The sequence below is a fragment of the Pseudoalteromonas sp. S1727 genome (assembly GCF_005886375.1).
GTDB lineage: Bacteria > Pseudomonadota > Gammaproteobacteria > Enterobacterales > Alteromonadaceae > Pseudoalteromonas > Pseudoalteromonas haloplanktis.
In genome coordinates, this window is record NZ_PNDT01000049.1 from 34903 (window position 1) to 54783 (window position 19881).

16 protein-coding genes are annotated in these 19881 nt (G+C 41.0%); 8 read left to right on the plus strand and 8 right to left on the minus strand.

Annotated features, from left to right (window positions below):
• Nucleotides 1–11: 11 nt before the first annotated feature.
• Genes CWB85_RS12420 through CWB85_RS12435 form a run of 4 tightly spaced genes read left to right on the plus strand, consistent with a single transcriptional unit; the run spans nt 12 to nt 5790 of the window.
• The gene (locus tag CWB85_RS12420) at nt 12–704 is read left to right on the plus strand and encodes an ABC transporter ATP-binding protein (RefSeq protein ID WP_138555052.1); all 693 of its coding nucleotides are present in this window, start codon (nt 12–14) and stop codon (nt 702–704) included.
• Nucleotides 701–3196 carry an ABC transporter permease gene (locus CWB85_RS12425; protein WP_138555053.1) on the plus strand — a complete coding sequence of 832 codons (2496 nt, stop codon included), beginning with the start codon at nt 701–703 and terminating at the stop codon, nt 3194–3196. Before CWB85_RS12420 ends, CWB85_RS12425 begins: the two co-directional genes overlap by 4 nt.
• Nucleotides 3162–4562, plus strand: a complete 1401-nt coding sequence (locus tag CWB85_RS12430; protein ID WP_249314857.1) for a sigma-54-dependent transcriptional regulator — start codon at nt 3162–3164, stop codon at nt 4560–4562. Before CWB85_RS12425 ends, CWB85_RS12430 begins: the two co-directional genes overlap by 35 nt.
• The gene (locus tag CWB85_RS12435; RefSeq protein ID WP_138555054.1) at nt 4549–5790 is read left to right on the plus strand and encodes a sensor histidine kinase; all 1242 of its coding nucleotides are present in this window, start codon (nt 4549–4551) and stop codon (nt 5788–5790) included. The genes CWB85_RS12430 and CWB85_RS12435 overlap by 14 nt, the downstream gene beginning before the upstream one ends.
• A gap of 4 nt (nt 5791–5794) precedes the next feature.
• Here the strand turns inward: CWB85_RS12435 and CWB85_RS12440 are convergent, their stop codons facing one another.
• The 4 genes from CWB85_RS12440 to CWB85_RS12455 all read right to left on the minus strand — a co-directional run bounded on the left by CWB85_RS12440 (nt 5795) and on the right by CWB85_RS12455 (nt 8603).
• Nucleotides 5795–6583: a PhzF family phenazine biosynthesis protein gene (locus CWB85_RS12440; RefSeq protein WP_138555055.1), complete on the minus strand. Its 789-nt coding sequence runs from the start codon at nt 6581–6583 to the stop codon at nt 5795–5797.
• A gap of 15 nt (nt 6584–6598) precedes the next feature.
• The gene (locus CWB85_RS12445; RefSeq protein WP_016710311.1) at nt 6599–7084 is read right to left on the minus strand and encodes a pilin; all 486 of its coding nucleotides are present in this window, start codon (nt 7082–7084) and stop codon (nt 6599–6601) included.
• Nucleotides 7081–7908, minus strand: a complete 828-nt coding sequence (locus CWB85_RS12450; protein WP_138555056.1) for a type II secretion system F family protein — start codon at nt 7906–7908, stop codon at nt 7081–7083. Before CWB85_RS12450 ends, CWB85_RS12445 begins: the two co-directional genes overlap by 4 nt.
• Nucleotides 7909–7988: 80 nt before the next feature.
• Nucleotides 7989–8603, minus strand: a complete 615-nt coding sequence (locus tag CWB85_RS12455; RefSeq protein WP_016710309.1) for a SemiSWEET family transporter — start codon at nt 8601–8603, stop codon at nt 7989–7991.
• Between the two features lie 304 nt (nt 8604–8907).
• Here CWB85_RS12455 and CWB85_RS12460 point away from each other — a divergent pair, with 304 nt between their 5' ends.
• Both CWB85_RS12460 and CWB85_RS12465 read left to right on the plus strand, forming a co-directional pair.
• Nucleotides 8908–10047 (plus strand): PepSY-associated TM helix domain-containing protein, encoded by a 1140-nt coding sequence (locus CWB85_RS12460; protein WP_016710308.1) that lies wholly within the window; start codon nt 8908–8910, stop codon nt 10045–10047.
• 46 nt (nt 10048–10093) lie between these two features.
• Complete coding sequence (locus CWB85_RS12465) at nt 10094–11242, plus strand: tetratricopeptide repeat protein (RefSeq protein WP_016710307.1); 1149 nt, start codon at nt 10094–10096, stop codon at nt 11240–11242.
• On the opposite strand, the gene CWB85_RS12470 is transcribed toward CWB85_RS12465, so the two are convergent.
• The 4 genes from CWB85_RS12470 to CWB85_RS12485 form a co-directional block, all read right to left on the minus strand.
• A complete protein-coding gene (locus CWB85_RS12470) occupies nt 11230–14067 on the minus strand; it encodes a TolB family protein (RefSeq protein WP_138555093.1) in 2838 nt (945 codons plus the stop codon). The two genes, CWB85_RS12465 and CWB85_RS12470, sit on opposite strands and share 13 nt — an antisense overlap.
• A gap of 433 nt (nt 14068–14500) precedes the next feature.
• Entirely contained in the window at nt 14501–16018 is a 1518-nt protein-coding gene (locus CWB85_RS12475) for a PH domain-containing protein (protein ID WP_138555057.1), read from the minus strand.
• Entirely contained in the window at nt 16015–16572 is a 558-nt protein-coding gene (locus CWB85_RS12480) for a PH domain-containing protein (protein WP_016710304.1), read from the minus strand. Before CWB85_RS12480 ends, CWB85_RS12475 begins: the two co-directional genes overlap by 4 nt.
• Nucleotides 16573–16639: 67 nt before the next feature.
• Nucleotides 16640–17491, minus strand: a complete 852-nt coding sequence (locus CWB85_RS12485) for a D-hexose-6-phosphate mutarotase (protein ID WP_016710303.1) — start codon at nt 17489–17491, stop codon at nt 16640–16642.
• A 324-nt stretch (nt 17492–17815) separates the two neighbouring features.
• Here CWB85_RS12485 and CWB85_RS12490 point away from each other — a divergent pair, with 324 nt between their 5' ends.
• Both CWB85_RS12490 and CWB85_RS12495 read left to right on the plus strand, forming a co-directional pair.
• Nucleotides 17816–18310 (plus strand): MarR family winged helix-turn-helix transcriptional regulator, encoded by a 495-nt coding sequence (locus CWB85_RS12490; protein ID WP_016710302.1) that lies wholly within the window; start codon nt 17816–17818, stop codon nt 18308–18310.
• A 104-nt stretch (nt 18311–18414) separates the two neighbouring features.
• Entirely contained in the window at nt 18415–19716 is a 1302-nt protein-coding gene (locus CWB85_RS12495; RefSeq protein ID WP_138555058.1) for a putative porin, read from the plus strand.
• The last annotated feature ends 165 nt before the right edge of the window (nt 19717–19881 follow it).

A 19881-nucleotide genomic window follows, 5' to 3' on the forward strand; every position in this document is an offset into this window, starting at 1 on the left:
GGAAAAATACCATGACTGCACTCGTTACCATTAACAACATCAATAAAGTATATAGCAAAGGCCAAGTTAAAACTCATGCGCTACAGGATGTCTCCTTAACAATAAACAAAGGTGAGTTTATCGCTATCTCAGGCTCATCTGGCTGCGGAAAATCAACCTTATTGAGTATTTTAGGATTGCTGGATACGCCAACCGATGGCGACTATCAACTGGCGAACATTGACACTCACAGCCTCAATATTGATCAACGCTCTAGAGTTAGGAACAAGCATATTGGCTATGTATTTCAATCATTTAACTTGATTGATAGCCTAACCGTATTTGAAAACGTGGCTTTGCCGCTGGAGCACCGAGGTACGCCAAGTAAAGATATTAAGGCCGCCGTAGAGCAACAATTAGCGGCAGTTAACATGAGCGCCCGTTTACATCATAAACCAAGCCAACTCTCTGGCGGACAGCAACAGCGCGTTGCGATTGCCCGCGCGCTAGTTGGCAACCCCGACTTACTACTTGTGGATGAACCAACTGGTAATCTAGATAGCCAAAATGGCGATGCTGTAATGCGACTCTTGCTAGAGCTAAACAAACAAGGTGCCACTGTAGTCATGGTGACCCATGACGAACGGTATAGCCAAATGGCACAGCGTCAAATTCGCTTATTTGACGGCAAAGTACTTGTTGAGCATAAGGAAGCGGTAGCATGAGTTTTTACCTTCGCGCTCTGCGCCATGGCATTTTAAGGCTATTTACTTTGCCGCGCCTATCTTTGCCCATTTTAATTACACTCAGCTTTACGCTGGCAGCCGTGTTGGTTGTGGTAGCAATGAGTAGCAACTTAATTTTTAAACCGCTACCCGATATTAAAGACGAGCAAAGTCTCTATTCAATTAATCGGACTATGGCTGTCTCAGACGATATGCGAGTATCAATATTTACCACTAAACGCCTTGCGCTGTTAGCCGAACAATATAAACAGTATGGCAAATTTGCAGGCTTTCAAGCAGATGATAGTGCTATAAAAGTGGATGAGTTTACTTATCCTGTATCGCGCTTTGATGCCAGTGATAACTTTATGACGGTAGTCGGCGGCGAGTTATTAGCTGGCGAACGACCAAGTCAAGAAAATAGCCAAAATGCAGTGTGGATTTCCGCAAGCCTGTGGCACAGTGCATTTCAAAATAACAGCAATGTAATCGGTCAAACCTTGCACCTTGAAGGCAAATCACTGCAAGTTCGTGGCGTTGTTACTGATTTTTCATCTTTTTTATCGGAAAATGACGAAAAGCACGCCCAGCAAATATGGCTTTACTACAATTTAGCAGAGCAAGCTTCAAAGCCAACACAAATGACGATTGATGGCAGCCTGCAACCTCTTTTTAGAAAAACTCAGCAAGCAATGACAACAAGCGACATCGAAGAGTTCTGGCAGCAATATTACCAACAAGAAAGTGAACAACTTGGCCCGATGAAGCAAATGTTTGAAAGCATGAATCCAAAAAGTACTGCGATTCTCTATCGAGATAGTTTAATGGCTGATCAACAGACTATGATCTGGTTTTTACTTGCCGCTGTAATCATTCTACTCATAATGGCAAGCCTAAACCTGCTCAATTTGTTTATTGCTCACTATCAGCAACGTGAACAAGAATTTGCTACTCACCTATGCATGGGTGCTACCCGCAACAAGCTCCTGGTGATGAGTTTTTTAGAAAATCTCAGCACCTTTTTACTTGCCGCAGTGTTAGGTTTATTAGGTGCAGCTTGGTTGATCCGCATATTACCCATAATCAGTGGCGGTAATATAGAGATGCTCGAACTGGTAAAAATTGACGCCGTAACTATATTGGTTGCGCTAGTGGCCGTTTTAACTATCAACTTGTTTTTTGCGTTTTTATCAACCCAGCAATTTGATCAAACGCAACTGATTAGCAATTTAAATAACGGCAATAAAGGTGTTAATGCAGGGAAAATCACCACCCTTAGTCGCGCATTGTTTATCGCACAATTAAGCTCTGCGGCAGTAATATTAACGGGTACCGCCATGCTAGCGAATGCCGCTTATAACAGCTTAAATGTCGATTTAGGTTTCACCCCTGGTAATACACTTGTTGCCCAGGTAAACCTACACAATAACGAGAAAGCGCTTTTAACGAATGCCGAGTTGGAAGCACAAAAAGCAGCGCAAGATAATGACCAAGATAGCAAGCAAAAAGCGAAGCAACGCTTTTTGGGCACCCTCGATATACAGCGCCAATTAAGTCAGGCTGTGCAAAAGATTCAACCGAATATAACCATATTACAAAGCCAAGGTGAACCGTTTAATTTTAATACCACAATTCGTATGAATCAGGATGATGAAACCCAAAAAAGGTTCACCTTTATGAATATTAATATAGCAGCTGATTACGTGGATACATTTGGCTTGACCCTACTAGCTGGGCAAAATATTAGCCAAACACAATACCAAGATTTAGATGATGTGGCGCTTATTAACGAGACCTTTGCCAAACAAATCTCGACTGACGGTACGCTTGAATCTGTGGTAGGAAAAAATATTGCTGGTCGACGTATCATTGGAGTGGTTGCCGATACCTATACTATCATGGCTAAAAATCAAGGCTACCCAGCTATGCTTTATACTGACCAGAGCAACACCTCAACAATAAACTTGGTGATGCAATTGCCCAAGGGGCAAGAGTTTGATAAAAACACCATTATTCAAGCAATTAAAAGTGCTCATCCACAAGTCAACGAAGTTAAAGCTCGAACTCTGACTGAACGCTGGGATGAGCAAACAATGCCACCTCGCGTACAATTTTACTTTATCAGTGCATTATCGGTATTAACACTATTGTTAGCCGCGGTGGGCAGTAATGGTATGGCAATGAGCTTTACTGAACTAAAACGCTTTGAGCTTGCCATCCGTATGGCAACAGGAGCAAGTCGTAGTAATCTGATGAAACGCACCATTAAAAGCTTTAATGGTTTACTGCTGAGCGCACTTGTCATTGCGATTACACTTGCATGTGGTATTTACTTACTATTGCAATTGCAAATACCTTTGTTGCCGGCATTTTCCTGGCAAGCACTTACAATATTTACTAGTTTATTGATTGCTATCGTCTTTATTGCCATTGTTTTGGTAGTATGGCGTATTATAAATGCTGATCCTATGCGTGCGCTTAGAGAGCAATAAATTTAAGGAGTTGGCAGCAAACGCTGCCAATACGACCATTATGAACCAACCCACTATTTTGGTTGTGGATGACGATGACGATATCCGCTTTGCACTCACATTACTGTTAGAGCAAGCCGGTTATCGCGTGGTTGAAGCTGATGGACCGGTGCAATGCATGCAATTGCTTAGCCGATTAACGCCTGCACTGGTGTTATTGGATATGAACTTTACTCGTGATACCACCTCAGGAAAAGAAGGGCTCGCGTTACTTGCACAAATTAACCCATTAAATATTCCCGTCATTTTAATGACCGCTTGGGCTAACATTGAGCTGGCAGTCACTGGCTTACAAAATGGCGCAAAAGATTTCATTGAAAAACCATGGCGTAAAGAAAAATTGCTAAGCCAAATTGCTAATCATATTAAGTCCGTAACGGCAAAGCCTGTGGACACTAGTTGGATCGCGCAATCTAGCGCGATGCAGTCTCTCGAGACACTCATCAAGCAACTGGCGCCGACCGATGCGAACTTATTAATTTTAGGTGAAAACGGTACCGGGAAATCGCAATTAGCAAAGCGAATTCATCTGCTCAGTGGCCGCTGTGAAGCGCCACTGATAAGTCTCAATATGGGGGCATTAGCAGAATCGTTATTTGAAAGTGAACTATTCGGACATCATAAAGGGGCTTTTACCGATGCCAAGCAAGACCGCGTTGGCGCATTTAGCCGTGCTAAAAATGGCACGTTGTTTATGGATGAAATCGGCACTTTACCGTTTCATTTACAGCCGAAATTATTACAGGTGTTAGAAACAGGTGAGTTTACTCCGCTTGGCGCAAACGCCAGCGAAAGTGTAAACGTGCGACTAATCGCAGCTACCAATCAAGACTTAGCCAGCGCAATTACAAACGGCCAATTTCGCCAAGATTTATATTATCGCTTAAATACCTTTGTCATTCGTCTGCCTGCGCTACGCGAACGTAAAGACGATATCTCTGCGCTGTGCGAACATTTTATCAATCAGTTTGCGGCTAAATACAACAAACCCATATTGCCATTATCCGCCAGTGCTCGCGAGTTACTAAAAAACCACCCTTGGCCTGGCAATATTAGAGAATTAAGTCATGTAATCGAACGTGCAATGCTGATCTGCAGCAGTGAAGCAATAGAAATAAGTCATATCATGCTCGACAATCAAAAAACACAAAGTCAATCTATCCCTGCGCTGACTTTAGAGGAGCTAGAAAAACAACGCATAGTCGAAGTACTACAACAACATAATCAGCAGATCACTGCGGCAGCTAAAAGCTTAGGTATTTCTCGTAACGCGCTTTATCGGCGTATGGAAAAATATCAATTAGAGGGTTTGGATGAATCATTTTAAAATGAGCCATAAAGCCAAGATGATTGCCATTTTAAGCGCCATATTTGCCGCAATTCTTATTCCTACAGCTGCTTTAGTGTACCAACTAAGCCAAGATATTCTACTCACCGTCACTTTAGGGGTTTGCTTAAGTTATGCATTGATTGTTTGCGCCTATCGGTTATTCCATATTCATTTTTCACCCGTGGCACAATTACAAGCTTATATTGATGCAAAGCAGCAAGGGCAAAGTAATCTTAGCTTAGGCTACAGTGATCCAAGCTCCCCATGGGCAATACTCGGCGCACAAATTGAGACGTTATTTACAACACCACAACCTCACTCTGAGCACTTAATTGATGGGCTTTTTCAGCATTGGCCGCACCCTATTGCATTATTTAACGAGCAACAACAGTTAATATTTTTTAACCACCCAATGTATGTTCAGCTGAAAACACCATTACTAAGGGGTATGCCACTCACTGAGTGCGGTTTTAGTTTTGATAACAAGCAATGTAGCCACGCTAACTTAAACCAAAACTGGCAAATACAAAGTATCGCCTTAACCGACGCGAAACAAACGCTGATCACCGCAAGCTACATTGGCCATCAGTTACAAGATGCAAAGCGCCAATCACAAGCAGATTTAATTCGTATTTTGTCCCATGAATTAAATAATTCTCTAACACCTATGGCCTCAATGACAGATACGCTAATGGCGGCAGATGAATTAGACGAAACACAAACGAGACAAGTGCTAACACGGATTAAATCGCGCAGTGAGTCACTGCTGCTTTTTATTAAAGCCTATGCAGAGTTAAGTCGTTTACCGAGCGCAAAACCGCAAACCTTTGATTTAAAAGCGCTCGCAATACTCAACGCCAAAGAACAAAGCGTTCAACTTAACTTCGCCGGCTCCCCATCCTTTTTTGCCGATAAACTATTGATAGAACAATTATTAATTAATGTATTTAAAAACAGCTATGAAGCCTGCGCAGAGCAAGCTTGCATAACATTGCGCTGTTTTGCACAAAGCGACATGCAAATATTACAGCTGACTGATAACGGTCCTGGTTTTGCTAATATTGATAATGCCCTGCAACCTTTATACACCACCAAAAAACAAGGCAACGGCTTAGGCCTTGCCTTGTGTAATGATATTGTGCAAAAGCACAACGGCCAATTGCAGTTAGCTAACACAGCATTTGGCGCACAAATCACCATTAAACTACCGCAAAATCGCTATTAAAAACTTACAAATAAATTGTGCCTCGCATATACCGCACTGCGTATCCTGTGAGGGTAACACTATGTTCACTCACTTCGCATTGCATATGGCCGCCACGACTAGAGGCTTGGTAAGCACTTAAGGTTTTTTTACCTAATTGCTGCGCCCAATAAGGCGCAAGACCGGTATGAATTGAGCCGGTAACGTAATCTTCATCACCGCCATTGGCTGGCCAAAAGTAACGTGAAATAAAGTCGTATTTTGCGCTTGGTGCGGTTGCAACTACATCAAGTGGAGCGAGTGTTTTTAGCAAGCTTGAATCTGTTTTAAGGTTAAATATATCCTGCTCACTTTCATAAATTGCAAAGTAAGCTTGTTTATTTTTCAATACCTTAATAGGTTGTATAGACAAGCCGTTTAATAGTTCAACGGGTATATTTTCAGCCTCAATCGGTGCTTGCTTTGGAAAGGTCATAGCAAAGCTGCCATCATTATTTTTATTAATGATTAACTCGCCTACTGCAGCTGCCTGAAAACGAATTTGCGATAAATCATGCTGTTCACACAATACAAAAGCAGCCGCTAAAGTGGCGTGCCCACAAAAGTCAATTTCCATTAACGGTGAAAACCAACGAATGGCATAACTGCCATCGGCTTGGCGACAAGTAAACGCTGTTTCTGAGACATTATTTTCCGCGCCGATTTTAAGCATCAGCTCATCATCAAGCCAAGTGTCTAAATCGATTACCGCCGCATAATTACCTTTAAATAACTCGTTAGTAAACGCATCTATTTGGTGGATAGTTAGTTGCATTGCTGTCCTTTAATTCTAAAAAGATCGGTTAATACATGATGACGGCAAAAGTTCTTTGGGTACATTAGTTTTGTTTTCACCCACCGCCTGCATACCTGTTACTGGCTGATCATACCCGCACAACCAAGTGATCGGGCTCGTTGGACTGCCGGTCACAACCGCTGGACGAAATGACAATATTGTTTTTTGTAATGGGGTTGATGCCTTGTTACCAAGGTTAATATGAATAGCACCACTTTCAACAGTAATGCTTGTGACTCTATTACCAATCAAAAGCTCAGCGTTCGGTACGCCCGCTTGTTCATTATTAACAGGAAACCGCCCTTGCTCTAAATAAAATGCAGCGACATCTTCGCGAATGGTTGCCGCCATGGCTAGTGGCTCTACAAGCTCACTACGTTGAATGTATTTACTATATTGCGGCAATGCTACAGAGGCTAGAATACCTATTATAGCTATAACCACCATCAGCTCTATGAGGGTAAACCCCTTGTATCTCATAATATTTCTCCAAGTGCAAAAATAGGCTGGTAAGCGTCTTTTAAAAATAGTGCGATAACAAGAACCATCACAATAGTTAGAACACTGATAAGTTTATTAAGGTGCGCGTTGGCATCTTGCTTTAACTCTAACGCTTTTTGTTTTACTAAAAAGGCAAACTCTTTACTTATATCTAAGCCGTGTAGTTGGCAACTGTGTAAGTGATCAAGCTCGGGAATATCCGAATTTTCTTTCAAGCCTTTAATTGGAAACTCAAGTATTGCAATAAGGGCAATATGCTGGCGCTTAATTTTTTGTGGGGTTATAAAATCAAATATACTGGGGGAGTTATAAGCTTTAAGTAAATTACTTATTTGACTTAAACGTATAGCACTGAGCCAAGTGGTTATAAAAAGGCATCCTAGTAATAATACAAATACGTACCAAAATTGCGTTACGTAACTAAATGAACTATTCAGCTGCACCTGATAGTCATTAAATACAGCTACAAAGGTTGGTATTACGTAAAGCTGATAAATAACATTAATCGCGATAAAAATGGCAAAAACAACCGCCAAGTAACTTACCTTATTTTTGTATTCAAAGCCGCGATAGTCAATTGTACTGGGTAATTGCTCGTAGCATAGCGCCAGCTTTTGCTGCTCATGCTCCGTACTACTATTTATAATATGTGCCGATAATTGCGTAGCAAGTGAACTGTCTGGCTGCCCACACTTATAAATACGTAAATGCCTAGCACTGCTTAATTGAGCTTTTTGCGCTGATGTAAGGTTACTTGATGGCAAAAATAATCGGCATAAATAGCCGAGCTGATTCCAGTTCATACTCTATCCTTTTTGTTTTGATAGAGTAATTTGCCATAAAACCAGTAACTTTTAAATTGAATGTTTTTTATTCAGGTAAATTAAATCATAGCAGGGCGTAATTTATAATATTGAATACAACCAAGTTGAGCGGCATTGGTGAGTAAGATCATTACAAACGTTAAAATATGCGAAGTACTAGGCGCTGCCATTGCAAGCTCTGCAAATAAGCCACAAACACCAGCAATAAACTGCAAGCTGAAATAACGGGCACTTAGGTTACTAATATCACCACTGCGCAATGTTTTATAGGTTTGTGGCATCACTCTTACTGAACTCATAATTAACCCTACAAAAGTAAGCCACGTAAGTACTGTTGCAACCTCAAGAGCTGGGTTGAGCAGCAGTAAGAATGGTAATAGGGAGAAGCCAAGCATAGCTGCTAGTTGCACTCGCTCTTCACGCTTTGCGTTATAACGCGCAAAATAATACAAAATTAATCCACTCAAACACCCCGTCACCACAAATGGTAATACCATGTAAAAGCGCGAAAAATACAAATTATAAGTAATGAAGTAAATACTTTGCGCCACACCAAAGCTCATCATCAATAGTGACAACCCTGATACACTGCGGTTTTTTCTAATTTTATTGAGTAGCGGTAAAAAACTAAACACCAAAATAAATGACGATAAAATAGGCAGGTAATGCGCCAAAGTAAACCTCGTTCGTTAGTAATTGATTAATAAGTTAGCAATGTATGAATAAAACAGAAAATTATTGTAAAGCACTGTTTTTACGTGCTTTATACAAGGGGCGGCATTGTAAAGATCTAACGTAAACAAGCAACCAACAGTACAAAATTAGTTCAGGTACAACGCGGCAAGATAAGCTTACAGTTGCCAAGTTGAAATGCTTTTATGTCGGCTAAAAAGCGACGGTTAAATTGCCGTCTAAAATTGAAATAACACTGAGAATTGTTATCATGCCAGTAAATTTACGTTAATAGCTAGTTGGCCCATGAGAAAAACACTTTTTAAAATACACAGCTGGATTGCCCTTTGCGCTTTAGTGCCACTCATCGTGATCAGTATTACTGGTAGTGTATTAGTATTTAAAAGTGAAATTGATGGCCTGCTGATGCCTGATAGCCACTTTGTTGTTAACAATTCCTTAGAGCGACAGCCTATTGATAACCTGATCGCAGTGGCAGAAAACACATTTCCGGATTATGTCGTAGGTAGTTGGGAGATTTTTAATGATAACACCGCCGATCGCGTTTATTTAGTAAAACGCGGTACTGACTCTTGGTATAAGTTTCATTTAAATCAATATACTGGAGAGGTTTTGTCGCAACCCGTTGGTACCAGCCACTACTTTACCGATTGGTTTTTAGAGCTGCATTACACCTTTTTACTCAATGATTTAAAGTCTTTACCAGGGCAAACGGGTACTGTTTTGGGTTTCTTCTTTGCAATATTTTTATTCGTACTCGGTGTAACCGGTTTAATTATTTATCGTAAATTCTGGCAGCGTTTATTTTCAGTGCGCTGGCGTGCAACGCTGCAAATTGTACTCAGTGATATACATAAAATGACCGGCGTACTGGGTTCACCGATTATTTTGATATTGGCGATCACTGGTGGTTACTTCAATTGGGCTGTGTGGTACCACGAAGTCGTGGAGCACGCTGAAGAAGAGCATTTTATACTCACTAATAACTTATACAGCGAGAACATTAATTTTCAAGCTATTCTTGATGATAGCAAAAAGCAGATCCCCACTTTTAACGGCACATTTTTAGTAATGCCACTTGAACCTGATGAAAATATCACGCTATTCGGCGAAGTGGATAGCCGTAACCCGCTGGCAAGCGAATACGCCAACACAGTTAGTTATAACAAACAAACCGGTGAACATATGGCAAACTGGGATATTCGCGAAGTGGGCATTGGTTGGCAAGTAATTGATAGTTTTAGAAAACTCCACTTTGGCTACTTTGCAGGTTTACTCAGTAAAATCTTATGGTGCGTCATTGGGCTAAGCCCAGTATGGCTTGCTGGCACGGGATTTTACTTATGGCTGAGTCGCCGTAATCGTAAAAAACAGTCTCAAAAAAACCGTAAGCACAGGCGCGCAACAAACGAATTAAATGCTTGATTAAATAATCACCTCAGCGTACTTTGATTGAAACGCTGAGGTAACTATGAAATTCTACTATTTATTACTTTTAATATGTTTATTAACGGCTTGTAAAAGTACGGAATCGCCCCCTCCCACAGCTCCATCACTTACGAGCTTGCTCAACCACTCGCTTTTTAAGTTACGCCCTGTTGCAACTGAGCAAGTTATTTTTCAACTTGCTAATAATGAAGTACAAACATTTCTAGCCTATGTGGAAAAACAGCGCCAAAATGATTTAACCGACGATATTATTGTTTATAACTACATTGAGCGTAGCTTAAATCATTTTAGTTATCACGGTGATACCCTTACAGCACAACAAACGATTGAATCAGCCCATGGTAACTGCATAAGCCTAGCGATATTAACGCAAGCTTACGCCAACTTAATTAACCTTGAGACTAGTTTTCAAGAAATGACGAGTGAACCGGTCTATGGTAAAGAAAGTAATCTAGTCTTTGTGGCTAATCACTTTCGCACTAAGTTATACCGCCCTTTAATTGAGAAAAAGGGTCATATCAACTTCATTAGACCAGGCGTGCTTATTGATTATTTTCCTTCACAGGGTAGTTTTTATGTCGGAACTGCCAGTTATGAGGATCTCGTTGCTAAGTATTACAGCAATCTAGCAGCTGATGCCTTGCTAAAACAAGATTACGACTTAGTCTATAGCTTGCTATTAAAAGCGCATCAATACACTCCAAGCAACCCTGAATTATTTAATCTTGCAGCCATACTACACCGACGTGTTAACGACTTAACAACCAGCCAACAGATCTATCAAAAGGCACTCGATCAACAACTGCAAAGTTTAAACTTATTGAGTAATTATAAAGTTCTTGCTGAGGATATTGGGAATGAAATATTAGTTGCACAACTTGACTCATTATTAAGCGCACAAGAAAAAGATCCTTTCGAATTAATTGCGCTGGGTGAAAACGAAGCATTAAGAGGTCGATTAATGAGTGCTAAAAAGCACATCACTGACGCAATGGAAAAAGCACCTTATTTAGCTGAACCTTATGTCGCGCTTGCCAAAGTTCGTTATCAACAAGGTAATTTAAATGATGCTCACAAACTATTAAAACAAGCAATAAAACTTGAAAAAGACCAGCAGCAACGCAATGTTTACGCTGCAAAGCTGGCCTCTATTAACATTTACAGCGAATAATAAAACCCGAGCCAGCCTCTGAGCTCATCGGCAAAACTATCACCTTCAACTTTGACCAAGCCAAAGTCAAACTGCAGATCATTTAACCCTGCAGGACCAAGGCCAAAACTAAACGGACCTTGCCACTTAATACCGTAACTTTGGCCATACACGTGTTGATCAACTTGATGTTGTTGGTAATAAAGCCATGGCATGCCTTCTTCCCAACTAATCCCCCCTCCATAGCCTTGGTAGCGATTACCGAGCGCGCTATAAAAAGGGAGTTCTGGTGCAAAAACATAGTCACTGCGAGTGTTTTTTGATAATAAAGACGAGCTAAAACCACCCAATGCCAGCTCACTGTCATCTCGATATTGTTGGCTGAAATTGGCGTATAAAGGAATATCGAATATTTTGCCGAACAGCTGTGCAGCAAGATCATAGCCCTGCCAGTTTTGTATCTCATTGTCACCACTGTACCAGCGTGCATTAACCGCCTGGCCAATTGCAAAATCTTGTATGTCATAACTCCACGATTGCTTAACAGCGACTCTAAGCCATTGTGAACTTTGCTTTTGGTCATAAATTACATCATCTATTTCAGAGTAATTATAAGCCAACTCTGGTTGTACTTTAAATTCACCAAAACGCAGCGGTAAACTTGCAGCAAAGTAACCACCTTGTACTGATTGTTCTGCGAATAGGCTTTGTTGATACTGCTTGCTAGCATCCAAGTCATAAGAAAATAACTGACTATCGAGCTTCACCGCGAGCGCACTGTAACGCGCCTGAGCATAAATGCCTTTTAAGGCTGTGTCATGTAAGTCAATGCTATAGCCGAGTTGCCAATCAAGCTGCTTGAGCAGATCGCTGCCTTTAACACTGGCTGAAAGTAAAGCCGCAGCAGCAGAGTGATATTGCTCACCTAGCGCAAACGTGGCTTTTTGCTGCCATAAATCATAACTCATTTGCTCCCCGATAGGCTGTTGATAGACTTTAGCTTTTGGCAAAGTGTGCTCATTAACGAGTAATAGTGGTGCAATGCTCGTCGTTGCAAACTCTGTTACTTCTTCACTATCACTTAGCTGTAGCTTCATAATATCGGGGCCATCACTACTGATTGAGAAATACAGCAACTCTTGCTCTGTCAATGGTAACGGATTAGCGACTGCTTGCTGTCCTTGAGTTAGTTTAAATAAACGCTGAGAAGTTAAATCATAACGATAAATATCTGTAGAACCAGTAAGTCCCGCGACAAAATAGAGCTGCTTACCATCTTCACTCCAACTCGGTTGGGATAAATACTGATAACCCTTTGGCATAGGCACAGCCAAGGCTTTTTGCCCTTGCAAACCTTGTATATACAACTGCCAATTGTAGTTAAACTCCGTTTTGAGGAACGCGAGTTGCTGCTGATTTGGGTTAAGTACAGGGTAGTCGTAAACCGTTGCTAAACTCTTTTCAAATAATGGCTGACTTTGTCCTGTCTGTAAGTCAACTCGCACTAACTCCGAGTAACCGCCCTTAACTTGTTCGGCGTAAAGTACTTGTCCGTTATCAGCAATAGTAAAACGCCTCAATCCTGCTAACTCGGTAAGCTGTTTTACTTCACCAGTTTTTGTATGCCAGCTAAATATGTCAGATAATCGTTGCAGCTCAAGGTGATCGACTCGACTATAAGCCGAAAAATATAGCACCTCGTCATTTAGCCACTGAGGGTTTTGCAAACCTGCGCGGTTGATCTGATTAAGTAGCTGCTTTTGCTTACGTTTAAATATCACTGGCGGCTTATCGGCTATATCTTTAGGATCGTCTGCAAGTAACTCTTGCTGTGCTTTTTGAAACTCTTCAGCCGCCTCGAGGTTATCTTCTGTGCTATACAAGGATAACTGTGTTTTCCCCTCTTTATCACGTTCCACAACTGCAAGCTGTTGATTATTAGGTGATAATGTTGGGTTGCTGGCATATAAATCTAATTTGAGCCACAACTCACTAGTAAGTGACTGCTCACTTTGCTCTTTATTCATTGCTTGATAGGTATATTCGGCAATAAAACGTCTATATAGCTTACTTGCAGAGTCACCAAATACACCAGTAAAAGCCTCATCAAAATCACGCTGCTTTACACCTTGCATGCGGGTCCAAACTGCATCAAGAGTTTGTGTTGAGCTGTTTTTCTCTAACCAATCTAAAAAGCGTGAGCCCATTAGATAAGCCATAGAGCCAGCTAAATAACCACCATCAGTGATATTTAACTGGCTATAGCTGGGCAGAGCCCCCTGCTGAGCAAACTCAGTTAAAATTGCTTCACTGTAGTTATCGAATAAGCGCCCACGACCTGTCATTTTTGATTCGAGTAACGTTGCGTAACCTTCGGCTACCCAGCGCGGCATATCGCTGTAGCTAATATCATAAAGATCCCAAATATTACGCAGTTTTTGACGCCATTGACTGCGTGTTGGTTGTGCCAAGTGCACTAAATGAATGTACTCATGTAAAACAAGTAACTGCTGCCAACCACTACTATTAGAAATTACCGTATCTGATTGCGGTGGTGTAGTAAAAAGTGCCATCAAGGGTTTATTAGACACAGGTAAAGCAAAGCCATTCGCTGCATTGAGCGGATCAAACACGACCACATCAACTGTTTCATCCAACGCACGATTTTGTTGCTCGAGCACCTTAGCGCGCACTATTTCTAACTCATTTGCAGCTGAGCGTGCCCAATCAGCATTCTCTTCGCTGTAATGAATATTAAAATGCTCTGTATGGATGGTTTGCCATTGTGGTGCCGCTTGCACATGGGAGGCTAAGAATAACGATAAAGTCAGTAGTGTTTTTTTCATCATGTTCCCTGATATTTTATTTATAACTATTATGGTCATAAATAAGCATAAAAAGAGAGCATAAAAATGTAAGAAAGCGTGTGCAACTGATTTGCTAGTCAAGATCCAACGGCTGTACTAAAGTGATCAACAAACTCACTATGAATATTGAAACGACAAATACCAATATAGTACGTAACACGCCAAGGCCCGCACTATACATAGCAAGGGTAATCAAACTACCAATAACAAACACCCCACAACGTATACAAGACTGTGAATTTTTTTTCTGGCTACGTATGTTACACATTAATAGCAATACACAACAAAAGGCGATTAAACAAAGTACTAATGCCATCATAACCCCGCATTGAATGAGATAAGATGAGATTAAGTATAAAGTGAATTTAAAATAGATCAATGCAATTGATAATTATTTGCAATTGCATGTTTTTTACATCCAACTTCGTAGATCTGATTCAGCTTGGTACAAAGTAAAGTTGATAATCTCATCAGCTCGTTCTGTCGTGAGGTAAGGCAAGGAAACTATGCCTGCTGCAAGTTGTATAGACAAGCTCTTCAACTTCGCTTTACGCATCAGGAAAGTACTCGTACTGTGTGTGCTTTGTGCTTTATATAACTCAAAGACTCTATATTGTACGCCAATCATACCGCTGCGAAATACTCCATAAAAGCGGCCTTCATGTTGGTAAAAGTAATAGCCATAACGACTATATGATAAATACACTAAAACGCTTAACAGCAAAAAGCTTAATACCCCATAAGCAGGTGTTAGCGTGTCGCTCATCATGCACAGCCCAGCAAAGAGTAAGCTAGGAATTAAGGCGTATACGAACATATTTTTAATTAATAATGCTCTTTCAACCCTTTTAAAATTAAGGGCCTTAAAATCAAGCCATGGATACAACCACTGACACACCTGGTTAACTTGCTCAACATCAAGCACGGGCATTACTAAACTTTGTTTACTCTTAGCGCCCGCAAAGCCACCGCTAGAAGCTTGGAAACATTGCACGGTATAACGCTTTAATAATCGCGCAATTAAGTTTTGCTTAATCACAATCGATTGCACTTTTTCAAAACTGACCGACAGTTGATGACGTTCTAACAACCCTGCAATGCGTTTAAATTTTCCTCCCTGAAAGCACAACTGATAATTGTAAAAGCGAATTAACGACATCAATATCGATAACAAAACCGCAATCACAACGATCACCACAAGTAGCGAAAAAACAGCTAACGCCGCTGCATCCACCAACATGCCAACTTCTTGCTGATAAAAAGATTCAAGGCGGTTGATCACGACTTCTTCTAGAAAATCCAGCATCACATTCATAAATGGCGCAAGCGCAGCCAGCGCTAAAATCGCCATGTTCGACATCAAGCCAAACTTCGCAACTTCTTTATTCGTTAGCGCTAAGTGATGTTCCATAGCATTTGGCCGTGTATCTTCAGTACGTGGTTGCAACTCATCTGCTTGCTGCGTTTCTTTAAAAGCCAGCACCTGCTCGCGTATTTGTTCAGCATATTGAGTTGTCACCCCTGGTAGTACAGCCTCTTGACCCACACTACCTGCGGCATCAAAAATACAATTAACTAAGCCAAGTGGTTTAAAATAAAACGGCTCCGTAATATTAACGTTTTGCACCCTTAAAAAGTTAAGCGTTAAGCGCTCTTTTTTAAACACCCCTTTATTGAGCAAGATCTCATGCTCATCAGAAATACAAAAACGGAAGTTAACGTAATAGGCAAACGCATAAACCAATAACGCAACAACCGCTATTGCGACAGCTACCTGCCCCCAAAACAGCTTGTTTTGCACTTGGGTAACAAACACCACCAAAATTGGCAGTAAATTAAAAATACCGTCTTTTACAAATCGAAACGCAAAATGTAATACAAAATAACCAAGCGCCCAGGGCGATACACGCTGCCACACTATGTTATTCATCCGACTAACTCATTATTATCACTAAGCGGCGCTGAACTATGGACAGATGTTTGCCTCGCTTCGGTGTACTTTTGAATAAATTGACGAATGTCTTTGCAATCGTCATGGCTTAAGCCACTGATATTAAGGTCTGCACTCATGCCACCCGCGCTGTATAATCGCAAGCTCGCCAAGCCCAATTTTCGCTCTAGGGGCCCACGATGAATTTCAGTATGTTGTATCCGTGCCAGCGGTAAAACAGTCACTTGTTGCCAGATAACCCCTTTACGATACGCAATATCATGCTCGCGCATAGCAATTCCTTTCAATCGTATACTTACGATATTATACAGTAAGGAGATAACCAAAATGCTTGGTAAAGCAATGAGTAACGGTGTTTGCGCAATAGCTGCAAAAGCGTGGTTAAAAAAGCAAACCACCGCTAAGGCAGCCATTAATGGAATATAAAACAATAGCCAACTTAGCTGAGCGTGTAATAACGCCTTTTCTGCAAGCGGCTTAAAAATAATTTTTTGATGTTGAGGCAAGGCGTCTAATTGGTGGTTTTCGAACACTTTAATTCCTTAAAAGCCAACGTAGTAAGGCATTGGCTCAATTTATAATACCACTATAACCTATGTATTAAACCCAACGAATGGTCGTCGCTAAAGTATGGCTTGCACCTGGGGCTACAACAGCACTGTCATCCATTACATTTGCGGCTTCTAAACACAACATCGTGTGGTATTCGTCATCAGCAAAATTAGATAAACGTTTTGATTTATCAATCCATGGGTTCCATAGTACGCACGATGTTGAATTTTCGCGGCCTACTTCAATAATACCATCAGGGGTAATGATACGCTGTGTCGCAGCAGCTTGGGTATAAACCATGTCTGTTTCACGAGCAAAACCAACCAGTTCATTTTGTTCAAATGGGCCCTCAGCAAATTCAATATATTTTGAGCCTTGTAGTCCATCAACCTGAGTTTCAGTAATTGCTGGTGTTGGGAAGTAGGTGTGCAGTGCTTGCGTAAACGTAATCGTTTGATCGCTTAGATTTGTTGTTGTTAAACGCACTTCAAGCTTAGTTGTTAGTATAAATTCCACTTTAAGCGTTGATTTATGCGGCCAATAAGTCTCATCCACTTGAGCCATCGGCAGAGTTAAACTGACACGTATTTCATCATCTTGCTCAGATACTTCATTCGCACGCCATAGGCTTGTGCGCGCGACACCATGAATTGGCCAATCTGGATTTGCATTAACCCCAAACCATGGCCAGCAAATGGGAATACCACCACGTACACTTTTGCCTTCTTGGTAATCTTCTTCGCTTGATACCCAGATTAAAGGTTTTTTGTCAGTTGGTGTAAATTCAGTGAGCTGCGCGCCCTGTAGGAAAATTTTCGCGCTACAAAACTCACTTGCAACATTAATATACTCTAAGCCTGTGTCTGTTTGTTCTATGCTTACAGATGGAGATAACTTCATAATACGTCCCATAAAAATGAAAAGCCTAACCCACCTTACCCAATACTCGGCCTGTTAGTAAATATTATTTAGTGAGTTTTTGTGTCAAATTCTATAATTTTTCACTCTGTCGCTTCTTATTAGTAAAATATCTGGTAATAACGTGTAATTTAACAACGATGTTTTAGAGGAAATTGATTTCAACTCAAATAATATAAACCACTCTGTAAAGCCAGTATTACAGTATTAATCCTCTTCATTAATTTGAACTCTATTTATTAGATGTGTAATATTTATTAGTTGCGATCACACCTAAACTGCAAACCTGCTGCTAATGAGATAAAAATGAAAAAATATGACGAGTTATTGGTTTCTTTACGTAAAGTGATCCGCGCGATCGATCTGCACTCTAAGCAGTTAAATAAAACGTCAGGTCTGACCGGTCCACAGCTACTAATTATGACAGAAGTCGCTCAAACAGACGGTATTACCGCCAGTCGCATCGCGCAAAATGTTAATTTAAGCCCCGCAACTGTTACCAATATTTTAGACCGCTTAGAGAACCGAGATTTAGTGACTCGTGTGCGTAGCCAATTAGATAAGCGTCGAGTCAGTCTGTATTTAACACAAAGTGGTAAGTCTATATTGCTAGCAGCGCCACAACCTTTGCAAGAGCACTTTATCGAACAATTTAGTGCTTTAGAAGAGTGGGAACAAAGCCAGTTACTTTCATCAATGCAGCGCATTGCAACTATGATGGATGCACAAAGTATCGACGCGGCACCATTATTAGAAGTGGGTCTGCTTACCCGAGCTGCTGAAGGAAAAATAACAGAATAAATATATTAAACATACATTTAAGCATAGTTTATAAATGACCAACTTGGGTTTGAGGTACAATTAGTCTATCCTATCTATATCCATTTCTAGATTAGCGATATATCATGCTCAAACTATCTCAGTTGGCTGTCGCAACTATACTAGGCGTTACAACTAGCGCCTCATACGCTTCTTCGAACATTGAAGCTATGCAAGCCCAACTAAATCAACTGCAACAACAAATGCAGCAACTACAACAGCAGTTAGCCGCTGAAAAAGCCAAACAAACAAAAATTAACCAACAGCTTGAGCAGCAAAACGAGATCATTGCAAAGCAAGCGCAGGATAATACTGAAACAGCGTTATCTGGGGTAAAGTTTGGTGGCGCGATTCGTACCAACTACAGCCATACTTCTTACGATGACGGTAATAATAATCGCGGTGGCGATTTTGATTTTGATATCTTCCGTTTAAATGTTTCTGGTGATATCGGCGGCGTGTTGATAGGCGGCGAAATTCGCTTTTTTGATTACATGACCGCGATAAAATCAGCTTGGGCAGGGTATCAATTTACTGATGATTGGCAAATGCAGGTAGGTATAACAAAAGTCCCATTTGGTAACGATCCATATAATTCGCATAACTACTTTTTTAGCGCAAACTACTACCTTGGCCTCGAAGATGACCATGATTTAGGGATAATGTTTAAACGCAAAGTGGCTGATAACTGGCAATTAGACTTAGGGTTTTTCAAAAACGATGAACTCGGTGGGATTGATGGTTACGTAGAAGATCGTAGCCACCGCTATTCGTACGATATTGTCGGCAGCCGCACCGCCGACGAAGGTATTTATGCTACACCAACCAGAGAGCTTGGTGAGTACAATACCTTTACAGGGCGCTACGCTTATTACTTTGAACACGGTGAAGGCATGATCACCGAAGTGGGTGTATCTGGCTTAGCTGGGGGCTTACATGACGGCCAAGAGCGTGCCGGAAGTTACAATGCATGGGCATTGCATGTAAATAGCAATATTAATAACTGGAATATTCAGCTACAGCATGGAGAATATGATTACAACATTGATGACACCAACCGCATCGCGGTAGGCGCCTATGCGTTTTATGACTCAATTGCAGCCGATGCAACCACCAGCAGTTTGAATGTCGCGTATAGTTTACCGGTAGAATGGGGGCCTGTGAGCAATCTGCAATTCTACAATGATTACAGCGCTGTTTATAACAAGTCTGATGATACCGCAGATACTTGGATGAATGTGACCGGCGTATCCGTTGCTGCAGGTGGCTTATTTACCTACTTTGATTTAGTGCATGCTCGAAACCAAGCTTTTGTTGGCGGCTCTGTCGCAGGCGATAGCGATGAAACAGAACGTCGCTTTAATATCAATATAGGCTATTATTTTTAGGCTTATTCAGTCACCCAGCGTGTTTGCTGGGTGCATTCTCACCTACGCTTACTTTCATTCTGCACAGTAATAACCGCACACAATCGAGAATTCACAATATTTATAAACGATAATAATTGCTATTTACTAAATAAACCGCTAACATCTGGCTCTTTTTTGGAAACG